General features: G+C 61.9%; 10 protein-coding genes. 1 reads left to right on the top strand and 9 read right to left on the bottom strand.

Annotated features, from left to right (window positions below; all coding sequences use genetic code 11):
* The first annotated feature begins 4 nt into the window (after positions 1-4).
* On the top strand, positions 5-1,498 hold the full coding sequence (locus JFT44_RS01990; protein WP_120734126.1) for a sensor domain-containing diguanylate cyclase: 1,494 nt from the start codon (positions 5-7) through the stop codon (positions 1,496-1,498).
* Between the two features lie 146 nt (positions 1,499-1,644).
* Here the strand turns inward: JFT44_RS01990 and lpxC are convergent, their stop codons facing one another.
* The 9 genes from lpxC to murD all read right to left on the bottom strand — a co-directional run bounded on the left by lpxC (position 1,645) and on the right by murD (position 12,122).
* A complete protein-coding gene (gene lpxC / locus JFT44_RS01985) occupies positions 1,645-2,556 on the bottom strand; it encodes a UDP-3-O-acyl-N-acetylglucosamine deacetylase (protein WP_029297841.1) in 912 nt (303 codons plus the stop codon).
* Between the two features lie 112 nt (positions 2,557-2,668).
* Positions 2,669-3,859, bottom strand: coding sequence for a cell division protein FtsZ (ftsZ, locus tag JFT44_RS01980; protein ID WP_057444456.1), 1,191 nt, complete (start codon positions 3,857-3,859; stop codon positions 2,669-2,671).
* A 66-nt stretch (positions 3,860-3,925) separates the two neighbouring features.
* Positions 3,926-5,185 (bottom strand): cell division protein FtsA, encoded by a 1,260-nt coding sequence (gene ftsA / locus JFT44_RS01975; RefSeq protein ID WP_029297837.1) that lies wholly within the window; start codon positions 5,183-5,185, stop codon positions 3,926-3,928.
* A 15-nt stretch (positions 5,186-5,200) separates the two neighbouring features.
* Positions 5,201-6,067, bottom strand: a complete 867-nt coding sequence (locus tag JFT44_RS01970) for a cell division protein FtsQ/DivIB (protein ID WP_057438185.1) — start codon at positions 6,065-6,067, stop codon at positions 5,201-5,203.
* Between the two features lie 4 nt (positions 6,068-6,071).
* Complete coding sequence (locus JFT44_RS01965) at positions 6,072-7,055, bottom strand: D-alanine--D-alanine ligase (RefSeq protein WP_057958506.1); 984 nt, start codon at positions 7,053-7,055, stop codon at positions 6,072-6,074.
* Positions 7,052-8,503, bottom strand: a complete 1,452-nt coding sequence (gene murC, locus JFT44_RS01960) for a UDP-N-acetylmuramate--L-alanine ligase (RefSeq protein WP_057958505.1) — start codon at positions 8,501-8,503, stop codon at positions 7,052-7,054. Before murC ends, JFT44_RS01965 begins: the two co-directional genes overlap by 4 nt.
* Positions 8,496-9,566 (bottom strand): undecaprenyldiphospho-muramoylpentapeptide beta-N-acetylglucosaminyltransferase, encoded by a 1,071-nt coding sequence (murG, locus tag JFT44_RS01955; protein ID WP_057438181.1) that lies wholly within the window; start codon positions 9,564-9,566, stop codon positions 8,496-8,498. Before murG ends, murC begins: the two co-directional genes overlap by 8 nt.
* Complete coding sequence (gene ftsW / locus JFT44_RS01950) at positions 9,556-10,779, bottom strand: putative lipid II flippase FtsW (protein ID WP_057958504.1); 1,224 nt, start codon at positions 10,777-10,779, stop codon at positions 9,556-9,558. Before ftsW ends, murG begins: the two co-directional genes overlap by 11 nt.
* The gene (murD, locus tag JFT44_RS01945) at positions 10,776-12,122 is read right to left on the bottom strand and encodes a UDP-N-acetylmuramoyl-L-alanine--D-glutamate ligase (protein ID WP_198830303.1); all 1,347 of its coding nucleotides are present in this window, start codon (positions 12,120-12,122) and stop codon (positions 10,776-10,778) included. The genes ftsW and murD overlap by 4 nt, the downstream gene beginning before the upstream one ends.
* Positions 12,123-12,124 lie beyond the last annotated feature (2 nt).

Here is a 12,124-nt window from a genome sequence, read left to right as displayed (position 1 = left end):
TCCGATGAGTCAACGCCGCGCCCTTAACCTGCCTGCACGCCCGGAGCTTTTGCTGATTCTGGGCAGTGGCCTCACCGTCACCCTGATCCTGATCATCGTCGCCGTGCTGCTGATCCGCGAACATGCCAGCACGCTGCAGACCGCCCAACGGTCTACCAGCAATATCACCCAACTGATCAATGCCGATGTGCTGCGCAACGTCGAGCTCTATGACTTGGCACTGCACGGCCTGATTGAGGCGGCCGGCAAGGACTTGTCGGGACTGCCGGCGGATGTGCGGCATCAACTGCAATTCGACCAGTCCACCGCAGCCCCCTATAAAGGTGAAGTCCTGCTGCTGGACGCCCAGGGCGCGGTGCTTGCCGACTCGTCGACGCTGACCCCAACCCGACGTAACTTCGCCAACCGCGACTACTTCCAGGTCCATCAACAGAACCCCGAGGCCGGACTGTTTATCAGCCGCCCGTTCAAGATCCATTGTCAGTGCGAGCAGGTCTGGCGTATCGCCTTCAGCCGCCGCGTGACCGGGCCCGACGGCGAGTTTGCCGGGGTGGCCGTGGCGACCATGCGCCTGGCGTATTTCGACCAACTGTTCAGCAGCCTGACCATCGGCAACGGTAACACCATCAACCTGCTGAACAACCAGGGCATCCTGCTGGCCCAGCACCCCGTGCTCGAACAGGACATGATCGACAAGGACCTGAGTTCACTCCCCAACTTCAAGCGCATGCTGAAAGAAGGCAGCGGCAGCTTCCGGGCCATCTCTGCGATCAGCGGTACGCCACGGCTGTATACCTTTACCAATGTGGGGCGGTTGCCATTGATCGTGGTGGTGGCGTTGGCCAGCGACGATGTGTTCGCCGCCTGGCAGCGCGCCGCGTGGCTGACGGCAGGGGCCACCGGGGTGTTGTGTGTGGGCCTGCTGTGGCTGAGCTGGATGTTGCGCCTGGAGCTGCGGCGCCGCTATCGCGCCGAGAAGGTGCTGTCAGAACTGGCAGCCACGGACGGCCTGACCGGCCTGGCCAACCGCCGGACCCTCGACCAGCGCTTGGCTCTGGAATGGGAGCGCGCCCGCCGCTCGACCGAGCCCTTGTCTGTGCTGATGATCGACGTCGACCACTTCAAGGCCTTCAACGACCGCCATGGCCATCAGGGGGGGGATGAAGCCTTGCGCAGCGTGGCGCAGGTGATCGGCCGCCAAATCCGCCGCCCGGCCGATCTGGCGGCACGTTACGGCGGCGAAGAGTTTGCGGTGATCCTGCCGCATACCGATGCCAGCGGTGCCAGGACGATTGCCGAGCATATCCGCCAGGGGATCCAGCACTTGCCGCCGGTTGCCGGTGATAGCGAGCCTATTACGGTGAGTATCGGCCTGAGCACCTGGGACAAACGCAGCAGCGCGTCATTGGAGGAGTTGCTGCTCAGTGCTGACCGGGCATTGTATGAGGCGAAAAATAGCGGGCGTAACCGCGTCGTCGATGCGGCCCTGGTGAGGTAGTGGTTGCGTACCTATTGTGGCGAGGGAGCTTGTCACCGCAGGTCTGTTTTGCGCCTTGATTGAACATTGGCGGAGCCACAAACCACCGCCATAAAAAAAGGCCACCCGAAGGCAGCCTTTAAAAACTAAAGAAAGAGAGTTGTTACTTACACCGCCGCAACGGGACGCATGTAAGAGATCGGTGCGGTGCTGGCATCTTCGAAGGTCACGACTTCCCAAGCATCTTTCTGCTCAATCAACTTGCGCAGGAGCTGGTTGTTAAGTGCATGGCCCGACTTGAAGCCTTTGAACTCGCCTATCAGGCTATTGCCCAGCAGGTAGAGGTCACCAATTGCATCGAGGATCTTGTGCTTCACGAATTCGTCTTCATAGCGAAGGCCGTCTTCGTTCAGTACACCATCCGCGTCGACCACGATGGCGTTTTCAACGCTGCCGCCGAGTGCGAGGTTGTGCTTGCGCAGGTACTCGATGTCACTCATGAAACCAAAGGTACGGGCGCGGCTGACTTCTTTTACGAACGAAGTGCTGGAAAAATCCACGCTTGCACTTTGGGTGCGGTCACGGAATACCGGGTGATCGAAATCGATCTCAAAGCTCACTTTAAAGCCTTCGAACGGGACGAAGGTGGCGCGCTTGTCGCCGTCTTCTACTGTCACTTCCCGCAGAATGCGAATGAACTTCTTGGCTGCGTCCTGTTCTTCCAGGCCGGCAGATTGAATCAGGAATACGAAAGGTCCAGCGCTACCATCCATGATCGGGACTTCAGACGCGGAGAGCTCGACGTAGGCGTTATCGATGCCCAGGCCAGCCATGGCCGAGAGCAAGTGCTCCACCGTGTCCACTTTGACGTCACCGTTGACCAATGTGGTCGACATGGTGGTTTCGCCAACGTTTTCCGCGCGAGCAGGAATCTGCACCACAGGGTCCAGGTCGGCACGAACAAACACGATGCCGGTGTCGACAGGTGCGGGCTTGAGAGTCAGGTATACCTTCTCCCCGGAGTGCAGACCTACACCTGTGGCACGGATAATATTCTTCAGGGTGCGTTGTTTAATCATGGCTTGGACCGCTTCAGCGCAAATTGCGAACTGGTATCAACAAAGGCTGGCGATAATAGCAGACCAGACCTTTGCTGAACACCAATCACCTTCATAGCCCTGATACATTCCATTAATCGGCCTGACGACGCAGGAAAGCCGGGATGTCCAGATAGTCCAGATCATCTTGCGGATTCGGGCTACGGGACGCCGCAGCACCGGCCTGGGCCTGGTTGCGCATCACGGTCGGACGATCCAGATCACGGTAGTTCACCGACGGCAGTTCCTGACGAGCAGGTGCTGGAGCGGCGGCCGAGGCCTGGCTGGTGTGCACGGTATTGTCGATAACCTTCACCGGTTTCTCGATTTTAGCGCCCAGACCTGTGGCAACCACGGTCACATGCAGCTCGTCGCGCATGTCTGGATCGATAACGGTACCGACCTTGACCATCGCGTGCTCGGAAGCGAAGGCTTCGATGATGCTACCCACGTCGGAGTACTCACCCAGGGACAGGTCAGGACCGGCGGTGATGTTCACCAGGATGCCGCGTGCACCTTGCAGGTTCACGTCTTCGAGCAACGGGTTGCGGATGGCCGCTTCGGTCGCTTCACGTGCACGGTTAGGACCGCTGGCGCAGCCAGTGCCCATCATCGCCATGCCCATTTCGCTCATGACCGTGCGTACGTCGGCAAAGTCGACGTTGATCATGCCCGGACGCTTGATGATGTCGGAGATACCGCGAACGGCACCGGCCAGTACGTCATCGGCCTTGGCGAAAGCCGACAGCAGGCTGGCGTCTTTACCGAGGATGGTCAGCAGTTTCTCGTTGGGGATGGTGATCAACGAGTCAACGCTTTCAGACAGCAGACGGATACCTTCGTCGGCGATCTGCATGCGCTTGCGGCCTTCGAACGGGAACGGACGGGTCACGACAGCGACCGTCAGGATCCCCATTTCCTTGGCTACTTCAGCAATGATTGGCGCCGCACCGGTACCGGTACCGCCGCCCATGCCGGTGGTGATGAACACCATGTTGGTGCCTTGCAGCACTTCGGCAATACGCTCGCGGTCTTCCAGGGCGGCTTGACGGCCGACTTCCGGATTGGCGCCAGCGCCCAGGCCCTTGGTCACGGCTGTGCCCAATTGCAGGATGGTCCGCGCGCCGATGCTCTTCAGCGCCTGGGCATCAGTGTTGGCGCAGATGAATTCAACGCCTTCAATGTTGCTCTTGACCATATGATTGACAGCGTTGCCGCCGCCACCGCCGACACCGATTACTTTAATAACCGGGCTTGCGGGGATGTTGTCTACGAGTTCGAACATTTTCCCTCTCCTTTCATTTCTCTAGTTTTTTCGCCTACTACTTTGAAACGGTGTTGCGGTAAATCTTTAGAAATTGCCTTTCACCCAAGCCTGCAGGCGCTCCAGCAACGGCGCTTTGGGCTCGTCACTGCTATAGCTTTCGCGGCTGCCAATGCCCGACAGGGAAATGCCGTCGGTCTGCTTTTGCAGGCCGTACAACAGCAAGCCCACACCGGTGGAATAAATCGGGTTGCGCACCACGTCGCCCAGGCCCTTGACGCCATGGGGCACGCCCAGGCGGACCGGCATGTGGAAGATTTCCTCGGCCAGTTCGACCGCGCCTTCCATCTTCGAGGTGCCACCGGTCAGCACGATGCCGGCCGGGATCAAATCTTCGTAGCCGCTGCGACGCAGTTCAGCCTGGATCAGGGTGAACAGTTCGTCGTAGCGCGGCTCGACCACTTCGGCCAGGGCCTGGCGCGACAGTTCACGCGGTGGACGGTCGCCCACGCTCGGCACCTTGATGGTCTCGCCGGCACCGGCCAGCTTGGCCAGGGCGCAGGCGTAGCGGATCTTGATTTCTTCGGCGTACTGGGTCGGTGTCCGCAGGGCCATGGCGATGTCGTTGGTCACCTGGTCGCCGGCAATCGGGATCACCGCGGTGTGACGGATCGCACCTTCGGTAAAGATCGCGATATCGGTGGTGCCGCCGCCGATGTCCACCAGGCACACGCCCAGCTCTTTTTCGTCGTCGGTCAGGACCGAGTAGGCCGAGGCCAACTGCTCAAGAATGATGTCGTCGATTTCCAGGCCGCAACGACGCACGCATTTTTCAATGTTCTGTGCGGCATTCACGGCGCAGGTCACCACGTGGACCTTGGCTTCCAGGCGGACGCCCGACATGCCCAGGGGCTCACGTACGCCTTCCTGGTTATCAATCACGTAGTCCTGCGGCAGGGTGTGCAGCACACGCTGGTCAGCCGGGATCGCCACGGCCTGGGCAGCGTCGAGGACGCGCTCAAGGTCGGCCGAGCTGACTTCACGGTCGCGGATCGCCACGATGCCGTGGGAGTTCAGGCTGCGGATGTGATTGCCCGCCACGCCGACGAATGCCGAGTGAATTCGGCAGCCCGCCATCAGTTGCGCTTCTTCGATAGCGCGCTGGATCGACTGCACGGTGGATTCGATGTTGACCACCACGCCCTTCTTCAGGCCCCGGGACGGATGCGTGCCGATTCCGACGATTTCCAGCGTGCCGTCGTCCGCGACCTCGCCTACCAGCGCCACCACCTTGGAGGTGCCGATATCGAGACCGACGATCATTTTGCCGCTTTGCACGTTTGCCATGGGTCCTGCCTCTTCTTAATTCTTCGCGACAGCGGGTTGCGCTGCCGTGGGCGCAGCCGGTTCGCGCCAGCTAACGGCCAGGCCGTTGGCGTAACGCAGGTCGATGCTCGCAATGTTCGTAATCTGTTCTTTCAGGGTTTTGTCGTAGATGGCGATAAAGCGGCGCATCTTCTCCACCAAGTGGTCGCGTCCCAGCAACAACTCGATGCCCGGGCCGGAACTGCCTGCCCCGGTGGTCAGGAACCAGCTGCCCCGCTCGCGCAATTCCAGGCGCGCAATGGAGAAGCCCAGTGGCCGCAGCATCTGGCTCAACGCCTGGTACTGCTGCATCACTTGTTGTTGCGCCCGTTGCGGCCCGAACAACTGCGGCAAATGCTCGTAGTTGGCCAGCTCACGCGGGTTGAACGCCTGGCCCTGGTTGTTCAACAGCGCTTCGTCACCCCAACGGGCCACGGGCAGTTGTTCTTCCAGGCGGATCGTCACTTGATCCGGCCACACGCGCCGTACTTCGGCGTGGGCAATCCACGCCATCTGCTCCAGTTCGGCACGCATGCCTGCCAGGTCGATGGTGAAGAAGCTCGCCGCGACAAAAGGCGCGATCCGCTGCTGCACCGCTTGCTGGCTGATGTAGCTCAAGTCGCCCTGCACGCTGATCTTGGTGATGGGGCGGTCGGCATACGGCAACAGGCGCTGCGCACCTTCATAGGTGCCAAAGCCCAACGCCACCAACAGCACCGGCCAGAACAGGGCCTTGAGAAAACCAAAGTTGGCTTTCGGCAGGCGCGCCGACATCGGCTCTTTAGCCACCATTCGACTGGCACCACGCGGCACCGGCTTGCGGCCGGGAGCGGGTGGCTGATGGCGAAGCGATGCGCCTTGCATGGTCTTAACCTCGTGCCTCTTCATTACCGGCCACATTACCGGCCACATAACTGGCGGCCAGGATCGCCAGCACCAACTGCTGGAAGTCCAGGCCGGCTGCGCGTGCAGCCATGGGGACCAGGCTGTGGTCGGTCATGCCCGGTGCGGTGTTGACTTCAAGGAACCAGAAGTTCCCCTGGTCATCCTGCATCACGTCTGCCCGCGCCCAACCGGCGATACCCAACGCCTCACAGGCTTTCGCTGTGAGGTCCATCAATTCCTGCTCTTTGGTTGCATCGAGGCCGCATGGGATCCGGTACTGGGTATCGGAGGCCAGGTACTTGGCGTCGTAGTCGTAAAAGGTATGGGGGGTGCCCAGCGCGATAGGCGGCAATACCTGGTCACGGAGGGTCGCGATGGTGAATTCGGGACCGGAGATCCACTGTTCCACCAACACTTGCGAATCGTAGGTACTTGCCGCTTTCCATGCGTCGATCAATTCGGCGGCCGAGTTCACTTTAGCCATGCCGATACTGGAGCCTTCATGGGCTGGTTTGACGATCAAAGGCAGGCCCAGTTCCTTGGCCGCAGAAATACAATCGTCTTCGCTGCACAAAACGCTGTGACGCGGCGTCGGAATGCCCAGGCTGTGCCACACCTGCTTGGTGCGCAACTTGTCCATGGCCAGTGCCGAGGCAAGGATGCCGCTGCCGGTGTAAGGGATCCCGGCGCACTCCAGCAGGCCCTGCATGCTGCCGTCTTCACCACCACGGCCGTGAAGAATGATGAAGGCGCGGTCGATCTTCTCGGCCTGCAGGCGAGCGAGGAAGTCATCGCCCACGTCGATACCAAAGGCGTTCACACCGGCACTTTGCAGCGCTTGGAGCACAGCATTGCCGGACTTGAGCGACACTTCGCGCTCAGCGCTCTTGCCGCCGAACAGTACCGCCACGCGGCCGAAGTCGGCAGGCGCGATGGTGGAGAACAGGGAGCCGTAGTTGGTGGTCATTTCGACTTCCCCTGGGCAGGCGCGGCAGCAAACAGCGGGCTCGCGAGCAATTTAGGGGCAAGGCCGCCGATATCACCGGCACCCTGGCACAGCAGGATGTCGCCGGCACGCAACAGCGGCTTGACGACCGGCGCCAGGTCCACGCCGCGCTCGATATAGATCGGGTCCAGTTGCCCGCGCTGACGGATGCTGTTGCACAGCTTGCGGCTGTCGGCGCCGGGGATCGGTTCTTCACCGGCCGGGTAGACTTCCATCAACAGCAGCACGTTGGCATCGGCCAATACATTTACGAAATCGTCGTACAGGTCACGGGTGCGGCTGTAGCGGTGCGGCTGGTAGACCATCACCAGGCGACGCTCCGGCCAGCCACCACGCACGGCCTTGATCACGGCCGCGACTTCGGTCGGGTGGTGACCGTAGTCATCCACCAGCATCACGTCGCCGCCGTCTACCGGCAGGTGGCCGTAGACCTGGAAGCGCCGGCCCACACCGGCAAAGCCCGACAGGCCTTCGACGATGGCTTCATCGCTGACGCCCTCATCGGTGGCGATGCAGATGGTCGCCAGGGAATTGAGCACATTGTGGTTGCCCGGCATGTTCACCGAGACGTCCAGCGGCTCGCGATCCGGGCGCAACACGGTAAAGAAGGTCTGCATGCCTTGCTGACGTACATTGATCGCGCGCACGTCGGCGTCTTCGCTGAAGCCATAGGTCACGGTCGGACGCTTGACCAGCGGCAGGATTTCGCGCACTACCGGATCGTCCAGGCACACCACGGCCAAACCGTAGAACGGCAGGTTATGCAGGAACTCGACGAAGGTTTTCTTCAACTTGTTGAAGTCGCCGTCGTAAGTCGCCATATGGTCGGCGTCGATATTGGTGACCACGGCCACCAGCGGCTGCAGGTGCAGGAAGCTGGCATCGCTTTCATCGGCTTCGGCAATCAGGTAACGGCTGGTACCCAGTTGTGCATTGGTACCTGCTGCATTCAGCCGGCCACCGATCACGAAGGTCGGGTCCAGGCCGCCGGCGGCAAATACCGAAGCGATCAGGCTGGTGGTGGTGGTCTTGCCGTGGGTACCGGCGACGGCGATGCCGTGACGGTAACGCATCAGCTCGGCCAGCATCTCGGCGCGGGGCACCACGGGAATACGGCGTTCAAGGGCGGTGGCCACTTCCGGGTTGGAGGTGTTCACGGCACTGGAGACCACCAGTACATCGGCCTGCGCGGCGTTCTCGGCACGGTGGCCGATAAAGATCTGTGCGCCAAACGATTCCAGGCGCTCGGTGACCGGCGAGGTCTTGAGGTCGGAGCCGGAGACCTGGTAACCCAGGTTCAGCAACACCTCGGCGATCCCGCACATGCCCACGCCGCCGATACCGACGAAGTGGATGCGACGGATGCGGCGCATTTCCGGTTGCGGCATGGCTTTTTGATTCTCAACCATGGGCCACCTCCAGGCAGATATCGACCACGCTACGGGTGGCGTCGGGTTTGGCCAGGCGGCTTGCGGTGCTCGCCATGCTGTTCAGTCGTTCGGGTTGCATCAAAACCTCAGTCAGGCGTGCGGCCAGATCGGCGGCGCCAGTCGTTCTTTGCGGCAGCAGGAAGGCAGCGCCCTCCCCGGCCAAATATTCGGCGTTGCGGGTCTGGTGATCGTCGATCGCATGGGGCAAAGGCACCAGCAAGGACGGCAGACCGGCAGCAGCCAGTTCACTGACGGTCAACGCACCTGCGCGACAGACCACCAGGTCGGCCCAGCCATAGGCATGGGCCATGTCTTTGATAAAAGGCTCTACAGTCGCCTCGACACCGGCCTCGCGATAGCGGGCGGCAGTCACTTCATCGTGGTTCTTGCCTGCCTGATGGAAAATCTCGGGACGCAGTTCCACAGGCAGTTGCGCCAGCGCCTCCGGCAGCAGCTTGTTCAGCGGTTCGGCGCCCAGGCTTCCGCCGAGGATCAGCAGGTGCGCCTTGCGCCCGGTCAGGGCCTGGCGGGCAATGTCCATAAACAGCTCGGTACGCACCGGGTTACCGGTGGTGCGGCGCTTGTCCATGGCTGCAAACGTATTCGGGAATGCCTCGCAGACTCGCGCCGCCAATGGCGCCAACAGGCGGTTGGCAGTACCGGCCACAGCGTTCTGCTCGTGGACGATCACCGGCACACCGGCCAATCGCGCGGCCACACCGCCGGGACCGGTGACATAGCCACCAAAGCCCAGCACACACACCGGCTTCAACTCACGGATAACCTTGCGCGCCTGCCACACCGCCTTGAGCAACACGAACGGCGCCTTGAGCAGGGACAATTTGCTTTTGCCGCGCAGGCCGCTGACGTTGATCAGGTGCAGGGGCAAGCCGGCCGCCGGAACCAGTTCATTTTCGATGCCACGGGGCGTACCCAGCCAATGCACGGTGTAGCCGCGGGCCTGGAACTCACGGGCACAGGCCAGCGCCGGGAACACGTGGCCGCCGGTGCCGCCCGCCATGATCAGCACGTTAGCGCCCATGGGTCGGCTCCTCGGCAAAATCGCTCTCGCTGAATTCCATCTCTTCGCTGCCCAAATGGGTTCGACTCTCCCACTCGATACGCAGCAACAAGCCGAGACAGGCACAGCAGATCACCAACGAGCTGCCGCCATAACTGAGGAACGGCAGGGTCAGGCCCTTGGTCGGCAGCAGGCCGACGTTCACACCGATGTTGATCAGGAACTGGCCGATCCACAGGAAGGCCAGGCCGTAAGCCACATAGGCGGCAAAGAATTGTTTGGCTTTCTCCGCCCACAAGCCGATGTACATGGCCCGCACGCAGACGAACACGAACAGCCCGACGGTGGCCAGGGAGCCGACCACGCCCAGCTCTTCGGCGAGTACCGAGAACACGAAGTCGGTATGGGCTTCCGGCAGGTAGAACTGCTTCTGCACGCTGTTGCCCAGGCCCACGCCCAGCCACTCGCCGCGACCGAAGGCGATCAGCGCCTGGGTCAGCTGGTAGCCGGAGCCGAACTGGTCAGACCAGGGGTCGGTAAAGGTGATCAGGCGCGCCATCCGATAGGGTTGCGCCTGCACCAGGATCGTCACGGCCGCCACGGCGAGCCCGACCATCAGGGCAAAGCGGAACAAGCCCACCCCGCCGAGGAACAGCATCGCAGCAGCGGCGCCCATCATCACCACGGTGGCGCCGAAGTCCGGCTCCATCAGCAACAGACCGGCCATGGGCAGCAGCACGATGAATGGCTTGAAGAAGCCCATCCAACTTTCCCGCACTTCTTTCTGACGACGCACCAGGTAGCCCGCGAGGTAAATCACCACGAACACCTTGGCGATTTCCGAAGGCTGCACGTTGAAGGCACCGAAGCCAATCCAGCGCATCGAACCGTTCACCTCACGGCCGATGCCGGGGACGATTACCATCACCAGCAGGCCGAAGGCACCGAGCAGCATCAGCCAACCCAGGCGCTGCCAGGTGGCGATAGGAATCATCATGGTGACGATGCACGCACCGAGGCCGATCACCAGGTAAATCAGGTGGCGGATCATGTGGTACAGGGTGTTACCCGACTGTACGGCGGCCACTTCCGAGGAGGCCGAGGTGATCATCACCAGGCCCAGGCCCAGCAGCGCCAGGCAACCGGCGAGCATCGGGAAGTCGAGGTCGATCCCGCGCCCGGTAATGATCGGCGACGGGTACGGCTTGATAATGTTCTTCAGGTCCAGACTCATGCCAAGCCCTCCACGGCACGGGCGAACAATTGGCCGCGCTCTTCGTAGTTCTTGAACATGTCGAAACTGGCGCACGCCGGCGACAGCAGCACGGCATCGCCGGGCTGGGCCAGGGCGCGGCATTGGGCGATGGCGTCGTCCAGGGAGGTGGCGCGCACTTGCGGCACTGCGTCGCCCAGGGCAGCGGCGATCAAGTCGCTGTCACGGCCCATCAGCACCACGGCACGGCAATGAGCAGCCACCGGGCCCTTGAGGTCCTTGAAGTCGGCACCCTTGCCGTCGCCACCGGCGATCAGCAGGAGTTTGCCGTCGATATCGGCACCCAGGCCTTCGATGGCGGCCAGCGCGGCGCCGACATTGGTGGCCTTGGAATCGTTGTAGTAACTCACGCCATCCAGGTCGCGCACCCACTGGCAGCGGTGCTCCAGGCCGGCAAAGGTGCGCAGGCTCGACAACATCGCGTCGAACGGCAAGCCGACCGCATGCCCCAACGCCAGGGCCGCCAGGGCATTGGACTGGTTGTGGGCGCCACGGATCTTCAGTTCACGGACCGGCATCAGGTTCTGGAATTCGAAGGCCAGGTATTTCTCGCCATTCTCTTCACGGATACCAAAGCCCTTGAAATCGGGTTTGCTCAGGCCGAAGGTCCAGCATGGCAGGCCCTCGCCCATCAGCGGACGGCTCAGGGCATCCTGGCGATTGACCACCACTTGCCGCGCACCACGGAAGATCCGGTGCTTGGCCAGGTGATAAGCCGGCAGGCCGCTGTAGCGGTCCATATGGTCTTCGCTGACGTTCAACACGGTGGCCACTTCGGCGCCGAGTTGATCGGTGGTCTCCAGCTGGAAGCTCGACAGCTCCATGACATACAGCTCGATATCGTCGCTGAGCAAATCCAGCGCCGGCGTACCGAGGTTACCGCCCACGGCCACGCGCTTGCCGGCCGCAGCCGCCATTTCGCCGACCAGGGTGGTGACGGTGCTCTTGGCGTTGGAACCGCTGATCGCGACGATGGGCGCCTTGGCGTTACGCGCAAACAGCTCGATATCGCCGGACAACTTCACGCCACGCGCCGCTGCCGCTTGCAGGGCCGGGGTCGCCAGGGCCAGGCCGGGGCTCACGTAGAGCTCGTCGGCACGGCACAGAAACTCGACATCCAACTCGCCACAACGCACTTCCACGTGCGGGTAGTCACGGCGCAGCGTGACCAGCTCCGGTGGATTTTCCCGCGTATCGGCCACGGCAAACGACGTGCCCCGGTTCGCCAGGAAGCGAACCAGGGACATGCCGCTCTTGCCGAGGCCGACAACGATGCGGAAGTGGTCTGAAGCGATCAGGGACACTC

Origin of the sequence: Pseudomonas sp. MF5691 (assembly GCF_016405645.1) — a bacterium.
In the GTDB taxonomy this organism is placed as follows: Bacteria; Pseudomonadota; Gammaproteobacteria; order Pseudomonadales; family Pseudomonadaceae; genus Aquipseudomonas; species Aquipseudomonas shahriarae.
This window is presented reverse-complemented; position numbering and strand designations above follow the sequence as displayed.